21 protein-coding genes are annotated in these 15,976 nt (G+C 40.4%); 9 read left to right on the forward strand and 12 right to left on the reverse strand.

Annotation, left to right across the window (positions count from 1 at the left end):
* Window positions 1–26: 26 nt before the first annotated feature.
* From DC53_RS14200 to DC53_RS14190, 3 genes are all read left to right on the forward strand, one after another.
* The gene (locus tag DC53_RS14200; protein WP_007377317.1) at window positions 27–875 is read left to right on the forward strand and encodes an MBL fold metallo-hydrolase; all 849 of its coding nucleotides are present in this window, start codon (window positions 27–29) and stop codon (window positions 873–875) included.
* Window positions 876–974: 99 nt separating this feature from the next.
* Window positions 975–2,507 carry a carbon-nitrogen hydrolase family protein gene (locus tag DC53_RS14195; RefSeq protein WP_007377318.1) on the forward strand — a complete coding sequence of 511 codons (1,533 nt, stop codon included), beginning with the start codon at window positions 975–977 and terminating at the stop codon, window positions 2,505–2,507.
* Window positions 2,507–2,824, forward strand: a complete 318-nt coding sequence (locus tag DC53_RS14190; protein WP_007377319.1) for a DMT family transporter — start codon at window positions 2,507–2,509, stop codon at window positions 2,822–2,824. Before DC53_RS14195 ends, DC53_RS14190 begins: the two co-directional genes overlap by 1 nt.
* 67 nt (window positions 2,825–2,891) lie before the next feature.
* On the opposite strand, the gene DC53_RS14185 is transcribed toward DC53_RS14190, so the two are convergent.
* Window positions 2,892–3,770 (reverse strand): EamA family transporter, encoded by an 879-nt coding sequence (locus DC53_RS14185; RefSeq protein ID WP_420713805.1) that lies wholly within the window; start codon window positions 3,768–3,770, stop codon window positions 2,892–2,894.
* A 244-nt stretch (window positions 3,771–4,014) separates the two neighbouring features.
* Between DC53_RS14185 and DC53_RS14180 the strand changes: the two genes are divergently transcribed.
* Window positions 4,015–4,398, forward strand: a complete 384-nt coding sequence (locus DC53_RS14180) for an MAPEG family protein (RefSeq protein ID WP_007377321.1) — start codon at window positions 4,015–4,017, stop codon at window positions 4,396–4,398.
* Between the two features lie 74 nt (window positions 4,399–4,472).
* Here DC53_RS14180 and DC53_RS14175 read toward each other — a convergent pair whose 3' ends face one another.
* The 3 genes from DC53_RS14175 to DC53_RS14165 all read right to left on the reverse strand — a co-directional run bounded on the left by DC53_RS14175 (window position 4,473) and on the right by DC53_RS14165 (window position 6,859).
* Complete coding sequence (locus DC53_RS14175; RefSeq protein WP_007377322.1) at window positions 4,473–5,681, reverse strand: TonB family protein; 1,209 nt, start codon at window positions 5,679–5,681, stop codon at window positions 4,473–4,475.
* 9 nt (window positions 5,682–5,690) lie between these two features.
* Window positions 5,691–6,065 (reverse strand): BlaI/MecI/CopY family transcriptional regulator, encoded by a 375-nt coding sequence (locus DC53_RS14170; RefSeq protein ID WP_007377323.1) that lies wholly within the window; start codon window positions 6,063–6,065, stop codon window positions 5,691–5,693.
* A 101-nt stretch (window positions 6,066–6,166) separates the two neighbouring features.
* On the reverse strand, window positions 6,167–6,859 hold the full coding sequence (locus tag DC53_RS14165; RefSeq protein ID WP_033028903.1) for a pseudouridine synthase: 693 nt from the start codon (window positions 6,857–6,859) through the stop codon (window positions 6,167–6,169).
* A 90-nt stretch (window positions 6,860–6,949) separates the two neighbouring features.
* On the opposite strand from DC53_RS14165, the gene DC53_RS14160 reads away from it, so the two are divergent.
* A complete protein-coding gene (locus DC53_RS14160; protein ID WP_007377325.1) occupies window positions 6,950–7,255 on the forward strand; it encodes a DUF6482 family protein in 306 nt (101 codons plus the stop codon).
* A gap of 41 nt (window positions 7,256–7,296) precedes the next feature.
* The gene (locus DC53_RS14155) at window positions 7,297–7,704 is read left to right on the forward strand and encodes a GNAT family N-acetyltransferase (RefSeq protein WP_033028904.1); all 408 of its coding nucleotides are present in this window, start codon (window positions 7,297–7,299) and stop codon (window positions 7,702–7,704) included.
* A gap of 10 nt (window positions 7,705–7,714) precedes the next feature.
* On the opposite strand, the gene DC53_RS14150 is transcribed toward DC53_RS14155, so the two are convergent.
* From DC53_RS14150 to lptM, 8 genes are all read right to left on the reverse strand, one after another.
* Window positions 7,715–8,071: a HopJ type III effector protein gene (locus DC53_RS14150; protein ID WP_033028905.1), complete on the reverse strand. Its 357-nt coding sequence runs from the start codon at window positions 8,069–8,071 to the stop codon at window positions 7,715–7,717.
* A gap of 21 nt (window positions 8,072–8,092) precedes the next feature.
* A complete protein-coding gene (locus tag DC53_RS14145) occupies window positions 8,093–9,196 on the reverse strand; it encodes a retroviral-like aspartic protease family protein (RefSeq protein ID WP_007377328.1) in 1,104 nt (367 codons plus the stop codon).
* 28 nt (window positions 9,197–9,224) lie between these two features.
* Window positions 9,225–9,932: an HAD-IA family hydrolase gene (locus DC53_RS14140; RefSeq protein WP_007377329.1), complete on the reverse strand. Its 708-nt coding sequence runs from the start codon at window positions 9,930–9,932 to the stop codon at window positions 9,225–9,227.
* Between the two features lie 10 nt (window positions 9,933–9,942).
* Window positions 9,943–10,887 carry a tyrosine recombinase XerC gene (locus tag DC53_RS14135; RefSeq protein ID WP_007377330.1) on the reverse strand — a complete coding sequence of 315 codons (945 nt, stop codon included), beginning with the start codon at window positions 10,885–10,887 and terminating at the stop codon, window positions 9,943–9,945.
* Window positions 10,884–11,495, reverse strand: a complete 612-nt coding sequence (locus DC53_RS14130) for a DUF484 family protein (protein WP_033028906.1) — start codon at window positions 11,493–11,495, stop codon at window positions 10,884–10,886. Before DC53_RS14130 ends, DC53_RS14135 begins: the two co-directional genes overlap by 4 nt.
* On the reverse strand, window positions 11,492–12,322 hold the full coding sequence (gene dapF / locus DC53_RS14125; protein ID WP_007377332.1) for a diaminopimelate epimerase: 831 nt from the start codon (window positions 12,320–12,322) through the stop codon (window positions 11,492–11,494). The genes DC53_RS14130 and dapF overlap by 4 nt, the downstream gene beginning before the upstream one ends.
* A gap of 64 nt (window positions 12,323–12,386) precedes the next feature.
* Window positions 12,387–13,640, reverse strand: coding sequence for a diaminopimelate decarboxylase (gene lysA, locus DC53_RS14120; protein ID WP_033028907.1), 1,254 nt, complete (start codon window positions 13,638–13,640; stop codon window positions 12,387–12,389).
* Window positions 13,641–13,835 (reverse strand): LPS translocon maturation chaperone LptM, encoded by a 195-nt coding sequence (lptM, locus tag DC53_RS14115; RefSeq protein ID WP_007377334.1) that lies wholly within the window; start codon window positions 13,833–13,835, stop codon window positions 13,641–13,643.
* A gap of 157 nt (window positions 13,836–13,992) precedes the next feature.
* Here lptM and cyaY point away from each other — a divergent pair, with 157 nt between their 5' ends.
* The 3 genes from cyaY to DC53_RS14100 are packed head-to-tail and all read left to right on the forward strand — an operon-like array spanning window position 13,993 to window position 15,969.
* Complete coding sequence (gene cyaY, locus DC53_RS14110) at window positions 13,993–14,316, forward strand: iron donor protein CyaY (RefSeq protein ID WP_007377335.1); 324 nt, start codon at window positions 13,993–13,995, stop codon at window positions 14,314–14,316.
* On the forward strand, window positions 14,313–14,969 hold the full coding sequence (locus DC53_RS14105; protein ID WP_007377336.1) for an alpha/beta hydrolase: 657 nt from the start codon (window positions 14,313–14,315) through the stop codon (window positions 14,967–14,969). Before cyaY ends, DC53_RS14105 begins: the two co-directional genes overlap by 4 nt.
* A 22-nt stretch (window positions 14,970–14,991) precedes the next feature.
* Window positions 14,992–15,969, forward strand: coding sequence for a DUF2914 domain-containing protein (locus tag DC53_RS14100; RefSeq protein ID WP_007377337.1), 978 nt, complete (start codon window positions 14,992–14,994; stop codon window positions 15,967–15,969).
* Window positions 15,970–15,976: the final 7 nt, after the last annotated feature.

Consider the following 15,976-nt stretch of genomic DNA (forward strand, 5'->3'; position numbering starts at 1 on the left):
TACTAATAAAACAACAGAGAACTAAAATGAAAAAAATATTACCCGCATTAATAACAGGTTTATTACTAAGTACAGCAGTGCAAGCAGATGAAGGTCCAGTAACAGCACAAAAATTAAGTGACCATGTATACGTACTATTTGGGCAAGGCGGTAATATTGCAGCAAGTGTAGGCGATGATGGCATATATATTATTGATGATCAGTTTGCCAAGTTATCAGACGACATCAAAAAAACCATTAGCGATTTAAAACCAGGTAGCGCAGAGTTTGTTATTAATACGCACCATCATGGCGATCATACCGGTGGCAACGAGAACTTTGCTAAAGCGGGCGCGCACGTTATAGCGCACGACAACGTACATAAACGCTTAAAAGAAAAGCATGGAGAAGGGTCCGATTTTTTACCCCGCATTAGCTTTGGTCACGATTTAAAACTGCATTTTAATAACGAACACGCGCATGTAGTGCATTACGAACATGCACACACCGATGGCGACTCAGTTATCTTTTTCAGTAACGACAACATAGTGCACATGGGCGACATTTACTTTAATTTTGGCAGCTTACCGTTTGTTGATGTAGATAGCGGCGGCAGCGTTGATGGTATTTTAGCGGCAGTAGACGATGTAGTTAAACAAATCGACGACAACACTAAAGTAATACCAGGACACGGTAAGGTAAGTGACCGTTCAGGACTGATAGCGTATGGTAAGCTAGTTCAAAACGCGAAAGACGTAATGCTAAAAGCAATGCAAAATAATGCAAGCTTAGAGCAAGTACTTAAAGCCGATCCATTGGCTGAGCTGAATCTTGAATACGCAGGCTGGTTACCAAAAGAGAAAGTAACCACACTTTTTTATCGCAGCTTAAAGTAGTACATCTAAAGTAAAAAACATGATACAAAGCTGAGTGTATTCTTGAGTTAATCGAGCGTGCATTCGGCTTTTATTTTCTTATGCCTAAAGGAGTTGTGTATGTCGGCAGAAAAAACCCATCTTGAAATTTGTAACTTAACCAGAGAGCAATATCCGCAAATTAAGACCTTGATGGATCAAGCGTATCCCGACTTAGGTGGTGCGTGGCCAAGTCATACCATTTTTAGGTTAATAGACCAATTTCCTGAAGGGCAAATAGGTATTGTAGATGACAGCGTGCTGGTGGGCTTAGCGCTGAGCGTACAAGTTGATTACACACGTTTTTCAAACCCGCATACATACGAAGACATTGCAGATGGTCACGACCGTGTATTTAGCGATACCGACGGCGATGCACTATATGGCTTAGATGTTGCCATTAGCGAAACTCACAGAGGCATGCGTTTAGGTCGTCGCCTTTATGATGCCCGTAAAGAACTGTGCCGCCAATATAACCTACGCGCTATTTTAGCGGGTGGTCGTATTCCACGTTATTACAATCATAGCAGTGAAATGACGCCAATGGAATACATTGCAAAAGTAGATCAGAGAGAGCTATACGATCCTATTTTAAGCTTTCAGCTATCTAACGATTTTCAGGTAAAGCGTTTACTTAAAAAGTATTTACCAGAGGATCAAGAGTCAGTTGGTTACGCCACTTTACTTGAGTGGAATAACATTATGTATGAACCAACCGACACGGTACTTGAGTCAACTAAATCAATTGTGCGTGTAGGTGCTGTGCAATGGCAAATGCGCTGTGTTGAATCGGTTGAAGAAATGCTAAAGCAGGTTGAATACTTTGTAGATACCGTATCTGACTACAAAAGTGACTTTATACTATTCCCTGAGTTTTTTAACGCGCCATTAATGGGCTTAGGAAATCAAAGCAACCAAACTGAAGCAATTCGTTATTTAGCTGAATATACCGAAACGTTTAAAAATGCCATGTCGCGTATGGCAATAGAATACAACGCCAATATTATTACAGGCTCTATGCCACTTGCCGAAGATGATAAAATTTATAACGTGAGTTATTTATGCCACCGCAGCGGTAAAATAGACGAGCAACGTAAAATACATATTACCCCGCATGAGCAAAACGATTGGGTTATTCAAGGCGGCGATAAAATTGCCGTGTTTGATACCGATGCTGGTCGTGTAGGTATTCAAATTTGTTATGACGTAGAGTTTCCTGAGCTTTCACGCATATTGGCCAAACAAGGTTTAGATATTTTGTTTGTGCCATTTTGGACCGATACCAAAAATAGTTATTTACGTGTGCGCCATTGTGCACAGGCGCGTGCAATAGAAAACGAATGTTATGTGGTTATTGCGGGCTCGGTAGGTAACTTACCACAAGTAGAAAGCCTTGATGTGCAGTATTCGCAATCAGCTGTATTAACGCCATCGGACTTTTCGTTCCCGCACGATGCAACACTTAACGAAGCCACGCCAAACACCGAAATGCTATTATTTAGCGATCTTGATATGGATAAACTTAAAATTCTTCACAGCGAAGGCACGGTGCGTAACTTAAAAGATCGCCGCGAAGATTTATACGAAGTTATTTTGAAAAAGAGAGATGTTTAATGGCGTGGGTGTACTTAATTATTGCTGGGTTACTTGAAATTGGCTGGCCGATAGGTTTAAAAATTTCGCAAAACGATGATACTCGCTGGCAGGGTATAGCAATAGCTGTGGCATTTATGGTCGCTAGTGGCTTTATGTTGTGGCTTGCACAAAAGCAAATATCAATGGGCACATCATACGCCGTATGGACAGGTATTGGCGCTGCAGGTACGTTTTTGGTGGGGATATTGTTTTATAACGATGCCGCTACATTTGGTCGTATTGCGGGAGTATTAATGATTATTAGTGGTGTGATAACCCTAAAAATCAGCTCTTAGAATCAGTTCTTAAAGCTATAAAAAATTATAACAGCGCAGGTATAAAAGCCTGCGCTTTTTTGTGCCCTTAATTCGGCAACATAACCAAAACAGCGGCAATGGCTATGAGGATTAAGCCTGCGGTGTCTTGCTTTTTAAGCGGTTGTTTTAGCCAAAGCACAGCAATTAGCATGGTAAAAAACACTTCAACCTGTCCAAGTGTTTTAACGTAAGCAACGTGCTGTAAGCTCATTGCACTAAACCAGCCAATAGAGCCGATACAACTAAAAACACTAATTGCGGCTGTAGTACCTTTGTATTGCCACAGTTTACTAAGTGTTTGCGGCTCTTTTAATAATAAATAGCCCAGTAGTATTAGTGTTTGTAGGCTAATTACAAACAGCAAAACCCAAGCTGCTGAGTGAGGAAATAGTAATCCTGAGTTTAAGCTTGCTTCTCGTACCCACAGCGATGTAAGTGCAAAGCAAGTACCACAAGCCAGTCCTAGTAATGCTGTTTTAGCATTAAAGTGTTTAACGCTTGTTATGCCGCTGAGTAGCAATACGGCAATAGCGCCAAAAAACACACCAAGCCAACCGAGTAAAGAAAGTGCCGAGCCAAAAAATAATACGCCTAAAATGGCAGCTACTAACGCCTCGCTTTTGGCAAGCCCAGCACCTACGGCGTAATTATTCATTTTAAATAGCTTAACCATTAAACCAGTGGCAAGTATTTGCATCACACTTGCGCCTACAATAAATGCCCAAAAGGCATTATTAAACGTAGGCATGGCGGTATCTTGATATTGATACAAACCATATAAATACACGCCAGCAATGGGGCCTGCGATAATAAAGCGAGAGAGGGTTACGCCAGCCACACTCACATCGTTACTTAATTTACTTTGCAGGGCATTACGCCATGCTTGCATGAAGGCGGCTAAAAAAGTGAAAAATATCCAGGTCATGGTCGTCATCGTTAAAATGTAAGGCAGTAAAGTTAACAAGCTTTGAGAAGTAAAGCGATGCATTAACCGTGATGTTGAATATTCATCATCTGCGACATTATGTCGCACAAGATTGAAGATAAATTTAGTTATAGTAAGCCTGATGTTATTGCTAGCCGCTAGAGTTTGCCATAAAACGCATCTGGCGGCTTTTTTACATTGGTTGTGTTATTTTATCTAATTAACAATAACTCAGAATACCACTATGACTATTTTAATTGTTTGTGCTTTATTGGCTGTATTAATGCCATACATTGCTAGAATCCCTGCCGTAATTGAGTTAAATAAACTCGGCGGATACGATAATAAACATCCTCGACAACAACAAACTCAATTAACCGGTTTGGGAGCACGTGCTTTGGCAGCTCATCAAAATTGCTTTGAGTCGCTAGCTGTTTTTGCGGTCGCGCTTGCGGTAGTTTTAGGTACTAACAATGCAAATGCAGTGACTGAAACCCTTGCCATGACACATATTATTGCACGTGTTTTATTTTGTGTTTTTTATTACTTAAATCTTGATATTATTCGCTCAATTATGTGGTTTATTGGTTTGGGGTCAGCCATTGCCATGATTGTGGTGAGCTTATAACTTTATAGCGTAAAACCACAAAGCAAGCAGCCTAAAAGGGCGCTTGCTTTGTAGTCTTGAAAAATCTAATAAAGTTAGTGCGATACTTTAATTCGCTCTATTAAATCGGTATTAGCAACTTCATTGTTTATTGCAAAATCGAGCTGTACAAGTACGTTTTGATAACCCATTGATGAGGGTTTATATTGCCACTGTCTTAGCGCCTTTTTAGCTTCACGGTCAAATATGGCTTCAGGCTTTGCACTAACAACAGAAACATTAGCGGTTTCACCATTGGGAGTTATATCGTACTTTAATACCACTGAGCCACTGATGCCTTGTTGAGCTGCTTGTTTCGGATAAAGGGGTTCAATACGCATTGTCGGTGAAATGTGATCCTCTTTAGTCATTGCCTCTGGTTGCTTTGCAATCGCCAATCCACTTAGCATACTTGCTGCTACAAGTAATAAGCCACCTTTAGCAAACTTTGAATGTTTTCCGCTGTGTTTTATATTAGTAAGTCGTTGTAACATCGTTTTTTTATCTCCGTAGTGTGAATAAGCCATAAGTCCTGTGGGCGCATTTGCCGCACAGCTTATTAAGGCTTTGCTGTATAAAATGTGTTGTTGTGTGGTTTTATTGGCAAGTACCCGTTCATCACAAGTCAGCTCTTGTAGACGGCGCATGCTTGCGTAACAAGCCCAAGCTAGTGGGTTAAACCAAAGTAAAATAGTAGGCAGTAATATAAGTGCGTTTGTTAGGTTGTCTTTGCGTTTAATGTGTACGTTTTCGTGCTCTAAAATAAGCGCTAATGTGGCTTTATCGAATTGCGCATTATAGTTACTCGGTAACACTAGCTTGCTGTTTAAAATCCCGATCACCATTGGCGTGGCCACATATTGGCTGGTATAGGCATTAACACCAGCGGTAAGAGTGCCTTCAAATTGGGTTAACTCAGTTAACTGCAGGCTTTTAACAAAACGGGTATGTGTAATAAAGCTAGCTATTAATAACCCTGCGGTAATAAGTAGATACATGAGCGCCCAGCTAATACCTACCTCGTTTGTAAAAGATTGGTTGGGGGTGATTAAGTAGTGACTAATATTACTGTTTTGCAGTGGTTTAATTGCGTTTGGTAAATTAGCAATCACCAATGCCGCAGGTAATAGCCATGCTAATTTATATACAAATCGCGAGCCAAGGGCTTTTAAACCAAATCGCTCGAGTAAAATAAATCCACAAAACAAAATACTTAATAGTAGTTGCTGCTCAATCAACCAATTAAACCCAGTTTGAATAACCATGTTAATCCCTTACTTTTGGTTTTTTTCCCAGTCATCTATAACTTTTTTAAGCTCGTTTATATCTTGCTGAGAAAGCTGCTCCGATTTAGCAAAGCCACTTACAAGTGGCGCAATACGCCCACTAAAAAATCGCTCAATAAAGTTTTGGCTTTCTTTTAGGGTGTAGTCGGCGCGCTCCATACAGGGAGTATAAATATATTGGCGACCTTCTTTTTCAAATGTAAGTGCGCCTTTTTTTACTAGTCGACCTAGCAGGGTTTTAATGGTTTTTTCGTGCCATTGCTTATCGTCGCTTAAGCGCTCAATTATTTGGCTCGCGGTGGCGGGGTAGTTAATCCAAAGTGCGTCGAGCACGTCAAACTCTGCTTTTGATAACTCAATCATGCTATTGCCTACAAATGTAATCTTTAATTAAAGACTACACCTGTAATCTATAATTGCAAGTTTATTTTTAACTTTTTGAGATGTAGTTAAGTGACTTGGTATTAGATTTTTGAAATGTCGGTTTTATTAATTTGTATATATTGGTTTTCAGGTAGGTTTAGTTTTGAAAGGGTGAGGTCACTAAATTGCGATCTATATAAATCAATAACTTTGTATCCGCAGTAATGCGCCATTTTACGTATTTGCCTGTTTAGCCCTTGTTTTAAAACAATACTAAACTGATTACTGGCTATTTTATTTACTTCACAAGGCAGGGTTATGTGTTTATCAACGGGTACGCCTGCTGCCATTTTGTCACAAAAAGCATCGTCTAAAGGCTTATTTACGGTGACTAAATAATGTTTAGGCTGGTGGAAATCAGGATGTATTAGTTGGTTACAAAAATCCCCATCGTTGGTCAAAATAAGCAAACCACGAGAGTCTTTATCTAATCGACCAATAGGGTAAACACGGGTAAGTGTAGGCAAATGGTGAATAAGGCTGGCAGGGTCATCAATATTTAATTTGCAGTCAATGCCTACCGGCTTGTGATACGCAAAATAAACTAAATCGGCCGCGCCTTTAATTTCTTTTTCGTTCACTATTATTGTGTCTTGCTCATCAACGTGATCAATATGATTCGCTGGGCGATTATTTACAGTCACAACACCTTCATCAATTAAACGCGATGCTTGTTTACGAGAGCAAATACCTGCATGGGCAATATATTTAGCGAGTCGGATTTTTGTGATCATAACGTGTGACGCCAGCGGCTAATAAAAATTTGATCGCGATTATAGCAAAGCTGCGTATCTATGAGGTTACTTTTAAAAAAGGTGGTTGTTATGGGTATGAAATTCTCAGAATTAAAAAAACATGAGCCCTTACAAAAGGTGGTTGCGCATTCTCTTGAAATGGCATTATACCAAGTCTCTGTAATTATAAATAATGTCGAATATTACGTGACAGAGGAAAATGGTGAGTTTATAAAAGCACTAAGCCCACTGCATATTCAAAAGCGTTTTGAAAAAATAGCCTATGCACAAATGATGCTACGCCATACAAGTGCTTACGATGAAATGTGCGGTCAACCCGAAAAAACAGCCAGTAATATGCTTGAAGTCCCATTTGGAAAAAATAATCTGTTTTGATGGTATGAGTTTGCTAATATTCGCTTTTTAAGAGGCGCAATATGTACCAATTACAAGCAGATCACTCCGACGCATTAAGCTCTATACTACATAGTAAAATGGTTGAATTTAACGCCCAGCATTTTGATGCGCAAAGGCTGCCACTAGGCTATAAATTTACTGATGAGCAAGGCGAGCTTGTTGCCGGTATTAGTGGGTGTGTGTTTGGTAATTGGCTAATGATTAACTGGCTTTGGTGTAGCGATATTGCGCGAGGTAAAGGGCTTGCAGATAAACTGCTAACGGCACTTGAACAAGCTGCTATTGAGCTAGGTGCTACAACTGCTCAGCTTGACACACTTGATTTTCAAGCAAAACCTTTTTACGAAAAGCGCGGTTATAGTGTTAAGTATCAACTTAATAATTACCCACGCTCAGGTACGCGTTACTTTATGGAAAAGCCACTTTAATTTTTGCGGGCTATTTTTCTTTTAGTGGCTCGCCTTCAAAGGTAATACCTAAAAAAGGTGTTGCCTCTGGTGCTAACATAAACGTGCGAATGTTTATGTGATCATCCCCTTTAGGGTTTTGCAGCACGTCTTCTCGGTAAAACTTACCAAAACAATCCAACGTATTTTGTTTACTTAAATCGTTTAATTTAGCAAACGCAAAAATTTTACACGAGCCGTTGTTCTCACTCGCAGCGCTAAGTAATCCATGGTTATTAAAGCCACATGCAGTAAAGTCGTAATTTGCTTCTATCACCGCCATTGTATCGGTAAATTGAATGCTTTTTGGGTTTTCAGCAAGTGCTTTTAAATAGTTATTTAGTGTCATGTGTTACCTTTGGATTTTTAATTATTTAGCGCTCAACTCTAGCTCATCTGTTTGCTGATTTATATTGAATTTAAATCGCGATAAAAAGTTCATTCCTAGCAAACCTTGCCCACGAGTGTTTTCAATGCTCAACACTTCAAAACCATAAATAATTTGCGAGCCCACTTTAAACGATTCAATTTGATAACGCTTTACAACAATTTGGCCGTTAGCTGTGTTGACTGTTACATCGCCTAAATATAAAGGTTGTGGCGAAATTTGCTCAATTATACTTGTAGGTAGTGAGGTTACGCTTGCGCCTGTATCAATCATTAGTTCGGTTGATACATTATTATTTATTTCGGTGTTTATTAAGTAGTGCGCGCCGTAAGGCGTTAAAGCAACGAAGTCGTCTTGCGATTGTGCTTTATTGATCATAGCTTGCAGTGTTTGCACTTGGCTTTTCAGATTGTGCTGGTTTGGCATTCGATCGAGGGTTGCTTGTGCGCTAATTAAATCGCCTTGCTGATAGTAGGCATACGCAAGCGGATATAAAAACTGTGCGTTATCGCTTTTATAGTCGAGCCAAATTTGTGTTTGCTCAATAATAGCTTGCCAATTTTGTTGCTCAGTTAATGTGTGTAATTCGTTTTGAGTGAGCGTATTTAAACGTGTATTTACGTTACTTTGCTGATCAGCAGGCAGTAATGAATTAAGCTCAAATAAAGCAATAATGGCATTTTGTGTTTGCTCGCTATTTATTAAATACTCAACCTGTAAATTAAGTAACTCTACGTTATAAGGGTTGTTATTTAATAGCGCATTGAGAAATGATTCGCTAAGTAATAAATTGCTATTTAGCCATGTTTTAAGCTGCACTAGCCATGATGAATAAAGGTTTATTGCGATTTCTGGATTGCTGCTTTTGAGTTGTTGATAGCTACTAAGTGCGGCTTCAAATTGGTGTTTTTTAAACTGCTGCTTTGCCGTATTTAATAGCGTATTTTGCTGTTTAGGCGATATGCTTTTTTCAGCACCTTGCGTTTTTTGTACTTGAGTTAACGCAGGCTGCGGCCATAATAAATAAGCGTTAAGGCTAAGTGAGCCAATTAATAGCAAGGTGATTAGCTTGGTATAGTGGCTCATTGTGACCTCTTATTTAATGCAATTGGTATTATTTAATAAAGTGCGTTAGGGCATGAATATTGGCTATTTCAATATCAGCTAGCCCTTTATAAGCATAATTGGCGTCTTGATCGTTTAACCATACCGATTGGCAACCGGCATTATTTGCGCCTTGTACGTCGGTATCTAGGCTATCGCCAATGTGTAAAATTTCACTTTTAGCAACGTTTAAGTGCTCGGCAGCTTTATCAAATAAGGTGCTGTGAGGTTTTGCTTTACCGTGCATACCGGCTTGTAACACGAGCGAAAATTTATTGTGTAAGTTAAAGCGTTCAATTTCAACATTACCATTAGTTATAGCAACCAGCGTAAAGTGCTGGGCTAAGTTATCTAGCAGCTTTAGTACGTCATCGGTTACCACTATTTTACTGCGCGCATCGGCAAAGGCGTTGTAGGCAGCATCGGCATGATGCTCTACCTCTTCCTCATTCAAATCTAGTTTAGAAAGGGCTAAGCGCAATGTATGTTGGCGCCATTTAGTGACGTTATCAGCAAGTTCAGGTAACTGTAATACGGCCTCATTGCGGCATTGTTGCCAGTATTTTGGGCCTTGGGCTAAGTAGCTAGGGAGCGCATTTAAATAATCTTGCTGCGCTTTAACCGCTGCTTTTATAATGGGGTGATTGTTGTAAAGAGTGTCGTCTAAATCAAAGCTCATGACAGAAAATGGCTTAATAGCACGATTAAATCGGATCATTTTTATTTACCTAATCAGTTCGTTTTTTTGCACGAGGGTGAGTGTTGTCGTACACCTTGGCTAAATGTTGAAAATCTAAATGCGTATACACTTGTGTAGCCGACAAACTGCTGTGCCCTAGTAACTCTTGCACGGCGCGTAAATCACCAGATGATTCTAAAATATGTGACGCGAACGAGTGGCGCAGCTTATGCGGGTGAACCTGCGAGCTAATGCCTTGTTTTATTCCCCACTCTTGCATGCGTAGGCGTACTTGGCGAATCGAAATACGGTTTTTTTGGCTACTTAAGAATACTGCTATTTCATCGGGCTTTGCAAACTGAGGGCGTATTGTGAGCCATTTTTTTAATGCGTCTAACGCTTTTTTGCCCACCGGAATTAACCGCTCTTTATTGCCTTTACCACGCACTAAAATTTCGCCATTGGCAGCGCTAATATCTTGCATGTTAGCGCCAACTAACTCGCTTATACGCAGCCCTGATGAATACATCAACTCCATCATTGCTTTATCTCTAATAGCGAGAGGTTCGTCGTCGGGTATTTCGAGCAAGCGTGCCATTTGATCTACATCGAGATTCTTAGGTAGGGGCTTTGCAAACTTAGGGCCTTTTATACCCACTGCAGGATTATGGTAATGCGATTGCTCGGCAATGTTTTTTGCTTTTAAAAACTTATACAAACTGCGAATGCAGCTGAGCTTTAAGCTAATAGTACGGCCACTTAATTGTTTTGAACGCAGTGCCATGCTGTAGCGGCGAATATGCTCGCCTTGCACGCCAAACCAGTCATCACATAATTTGTTAAAATAAAGAGCTGCAAAGCTAAGCTGGCTTACGTATTGATTAACTGTGTGCGCTGAATATTGTTTTTCAAACTTTAAATAGTCGCTAAATAGCATTATGGGTGTGCGCCAATTGTCGCTTAATTGGGTAATGTTAGGCGCGTCTTCACTCATGCTAGTTCAAGTAAACGTAGTTGTAATGAACGTACAAAATCGAGAGCAAATAAATTATCTTGTGTGGGCTCAAAATGGTTATCATTATTGCTACCAAAAGCCAATATGGCAATTGGGTTTACAGCCTCTCCAATTAAGTAAATAGCCGTTGATTGTGTTGTTTCATTAAATAACAACAGGCTTTCTTGTTGATCTATGCGGCCTAAATAATGGCTTGAATTAGTTAGGCGGTGAGCAATCAGTTCATCATAATTTTTGTTGTACTTTAATAATTTACAATTGCTTATTGTTGGGTTTGTGCAAATAATATTTTGTAAGTTACTTGCTAATGTATTGAAGTCGTAGTTACTCCAAAGCTGGCGATGACATTGACTAAATAAGCGATAAACAAACTCGTTTTGAGTTGCGTGTTGGCTCATGGTCTCTATTTGGTTTTTTAAAAGCGTATTATGCTCGCGTAGCTGGCGTTGTTGAATATGTACTAGCGATGTTGCACCTTGAGTTTGCTGCTGCAGTTCAAGTTGGACTAGTAGTTCTGGATGCTGAATTAAAAAATCAGGGTGTTGCTGCAAGTAATCAATAACTTGCTCTTTATTTAGCTCGGTCATAGCGCGACTTGTCCATCGAATACATGCTCTGCTGGGCCTGTCATACGTACTGGGTGACCTTCGCCACTCCAGCGCACTTGCAAACTTCCACCTGGCAAATCGACTTGAACGGTTGTTGATAATTTATTTTGAATATGACCAATAACCATTGCTGCACACGCGCCAGTTCCACACGCTAGGGTTTCGTTAACGCCGCGCTCCCAAACTCTTAATTTAATGTGCTCTTGCGATACAACCTGCATAAAGCCAATGTTCGCTTTTTGCGGAAAGCGTTCATGGTTTTCAAGCAATGGACCCAATATATCAACTTGGGCGGTAGTGATATCGTCAACTTCCAGTACACAATGCGGATTACCCATAGATACCGCGCCACTAAATACCGTGTGCTCTTGCGTTCTAATAATATAAGTAAGCTCACGCTTGCTGGCTTTTAAAGGGATTTTACTTGGCTCAAAGTTAGGGTGACCCATGTTAACCGTTACTTGACCGTCTTTTTCTATGTAGAGCGTTAAGTTGCCCGACTTGGTCGATACACTAATTTTGTGCTTGTTAGTAAGGCCTTTCATACGTACAAAACGGGCAAAACAGCGTGCGCCGTTGCCGCATTGCTCTACTTCGGTACCGTCGGCATTAAAAATTCGATAATGAAAGTCGAGATCGGGAGAGTACGGCGCTTCAACCATCAGTAACTGGTCAAAGCCAATGCCAAAATGGCGATCTGCCAGTTTTTTGATTTGATCTCGCGACAAAAAAACATTTTGTGTAATGTTATCAATCACAACAAAGTCGTTGCCTAAGCCGTGCATTTTGGAAAAATTAACTAACATAGCGCTCTAATTCGGTTTTGCTCTGTGCTAATCATGCCACAGAGCAGCTAGTAGACAAAAACGTTTATGGTAAAACTTTCTCACCTTGATAAAGGCTTTCAATAGTTTCGCGTTCGCGAATAAGGTGATGCTGCTGACCATCTACCATTATTTCTGCAACACGCGGGCGCGAGTTGTAGTTTGAGCTCATGGTAAAGCCATATGCCCCCGCACTTCTTTGTGCGAGTAAATCGCCTTGTTTTAGGGCAAGTTCGCGGTCTTTTCCTAAAAAGTCGCCGGTTTCGCACACCGGCCCCACAATATCAAAGTTGTGAGTAGGTGTTTCGTCATCGCGCACGGATACCGGAATGATTTTTTGCCACGCTTGATAAAGCGCAGGGCGAAGCATATCGTTCATACCAGCATCGACAATGGCAAAAAATTTGTCTTGGTTTTGTTTAATAAATTCAACTTGAGTAACTAAAATACCTGCGTTAGCTGCAATAGCGCGCCCTGGTTCAAAAATTAGTTCAAGGTGTTTATAGTTAGCTAAGCGCTCGGTAACTTGCGCTGCATATTCACTTGGGTGCGGTGGTTGCTCGTTGTTGTACGGTACGCCTAAACCGCCACCAATATCTAAATGAGTTAGCTCAATACCGTTAGTTTTTAGCTCATCAATAAGCGCCATTAGTTTATCAAGGGCTTCTAAAAAAGGTCTAACTTGCGTTAATTGAGAGCCAATATGACAATCGACACCAATTACTTTTAAACCAGGTAAAGCCGCTGCTTGTTGATAAACACTCACTGCTGTTTGAATATCAATACCAAATTTATTCTCTTTTAAACCGGTAGAAATATACGGATGTGTTTTTGCATCTATATCGGGGTTTACGCGAATAGAAATAGGCGCTTCTAGGTTAAGCTCGCAAGCCACTTCAGAAATACGTTCAAGCTCAGAGGCTGATTCAACGTTAAAACATTTAATACCCAGCTTTAATGCATACGCTATTTCGTCAGACGTTTTAGCCACGCCTGAAAAAACCACTTTAGAGGCGTCGCCACCTGCTTTAATTACACGCGCAAGTTCGCCTTTGGATACAATATCGAAACCCGAACCTAAGCGCGCTAATATATTAAGTACGGCAATATTTGAGTTTGCTTTTACAGCGTAACATACTAGGCTTTTGTGATTTTTAGTGGCGTTAGCAAACGCTAAGTAATGGCGCTCAAATGTAGCACGCGAGTAAACATAACATGGCGTACCGTATTGCTGCGCTATGCTTGCCACACTGACGTCTTCGGCAAATAATTGGTTGTTTTTGTAATTAAAATAATCCATTTATTGCTCCTGACTTTGCTGTGCTTTGGCTTGCTCTGCGGTAGTGGCTGGCTGAGCTGTATTTTGAGGTTGGTTTTGCTCTGTTTGTGGCTCTGGTAAATATAACGGACCGCTTTGTCCGCAGCCAGCTAAGGCGCTTAACAGTACAGTGCTTATTAATAGTCTTTTTAATTGTAAGGTATGTGTCGCTTTCATTAGATTAATACGGTTGCTGGCTTTATAATCGCAGAGTAACAGAATATCTAAAAAATGCAGCTATTCGCGGATGATTTTATTCCTGTTACACTAGCTGCACATTTTTAAAGCTAAAACGTACCCAATATTAGGCGGCTCGCCTGCAAAGGAAATAACAATGACTGAACACGAATATCACCAATTAGCCGAAGCTCTTATGTTCACTATTGAAGAGCAGGTTGATGATTGCGAAGCTGATTTAGACTACGAATCGGCACAAGGTATTTTAGAAATTATTTTTCCTGATAAAAGTAAAATAGTGATCAATAAGCAAGCACCTCTTCATCAAGTATGGGTTGCAACTAAGTTTAACGGACATCATTTTGAAATGCGTGATGGGTTATGGATTGATAACCGCTCTGGCGCTGAATTTTGGGCATTTATTAATGAAGCGTCAACGCGCCAAGCTGGCCAAGAAGTTAAATGGCAATCAACACTATGAGTTTAGAATTTGTAGAATACCCAGCCCAAGGTGAGCACAAAGCGACCGTTATTTGGTTACATGGCTTAGGCGACTCTGGTGATGGTTTTGCACCAGTAGCACCGCAATTAAACCTACCAAGCGAGCTTGGTATACGGTTTATTTTTCCGCATGCGCCAGTGCAACCGGTCACCATAAATGGTGGTATGGAAATGCGCTCTTGGTACGATATTAAATCTATAGAGTTAGATAAACGCGCTGATGAGCAAGGTGTGAGAGATTCGGCTGCTAAAGTAGAAGAATTAATCAACACAGAAATAGCAAATGGCATACCTGCTAATAAAATTATTTTAGCTGGTTTTTCTCAAGGTGGTGTTGTGTCGCTGCATTTAGCGCCGCGCTTTGAGCAAAAGCTTGGCGGTGTTATGGCGCTTTCTACTTATATGTGTGTGCCACAAAAATTTGCTGATGAAGCAAAACATACCGATTTAAATGTATTTATGGCGCATGGTAGTCAAGATAATGTTGTACCTTATAGCGCAGGTAAAAGTGCGTTTGAAGTATTAACAGCACATAACATGGATGTAAGCTGGCAAGAATATCCGATGGCTCATCAAGTTTGCGCAGAAGAACTGCAAGCTATTCGCCAATGGTTGGTTGCTCGTTTAAGTTAATTTTGGAATCGCTGAGGTCAATATGAGTCAAAAAATAGTTATTAAAGCAAATGTTAAACGCGAACTACAAGAGAGCTTACCAACGGTAAGCTACGAGTGGAATTGGCGTCGTATTGTGAGTATTGCTATGTTGGTATTAATGACCTCTGCAGCTGTTGTGTATGGTTTAACAACGTCAGTCAGTGCAGAGCAAGGCGAGCATCCAAATGAGCAAGAGCACTTTTTAAGTTTTAGTAATAACGCAGAGAACCAGACAAGCGATGAAGTAACGGATGTTGAGCCAGAATTATCGGTAAACAATATCCCTGATGAGTCTGTGGAGATAACGCAGACGAGTATCGAACCGTTGTCAGCTGCGCAAAACGAAAATCAAAAAAACATCTCAAGTAAAACACTAGGCGAAGTCGAACTTGTAAATAATAATACGGTTTTATTAGCTAACAACGATATTGTTACTGATCAAAGCGAAAGCATTAATATAGAGTTAAACTCAAATATTGATAATGAAGTACAAGAAGAAATCGCAGAAGCTCAAAATGAAGCTGAGCTAGCCAATCAGAGCGACTTACTCTTAGAGCTAGAAAACGATGATGGCGCATTGAGTGGCACGGAAGGTTTTTCGCCTACCGCGCAAGTTGCAAGTGTGGCATTGGGCGCGCAAATAGACACGGGTAAAATTAGCCGTGCAGTACTTACTCGAAAAGTAAGCCGACGTGAGCCTACTAATGTGTTTGCTGCTGACATTCGTTTAAGTCAGTTTGAGGAGTCATTATCATTTTTTAGTGAACTTAAAGGCTTACAAGGTCAGCAGGTAAAGCATGTGTGGTCTTTTGAGGGCACTACGATGGCTGAAATTTCGCTCAATGTAACCTCTACTCGCTACAGAACATACTCAACGAAAAATATTATGGCCACGCAAACAGGTCACTGGCGTGTAGATGTCGTTGATGGGCAAGGTAACTTGATAGCTCAAAAAGAATTTAGAATTTTAGCAGACTAAAACTAGC

The sequence above is a fragment of the Pseudoalteromonas fuliginea genome, from assembly GCF_000690055.1.
In the GTDB taxonomy this organism is placed as follows: Bacteria; Pseudomonadota; Gammaproteobacteria; order Enterobacterales; family Alteromonadaceae; genus Pseudoalteromonas; species Pseudoalteromonas fuliginea.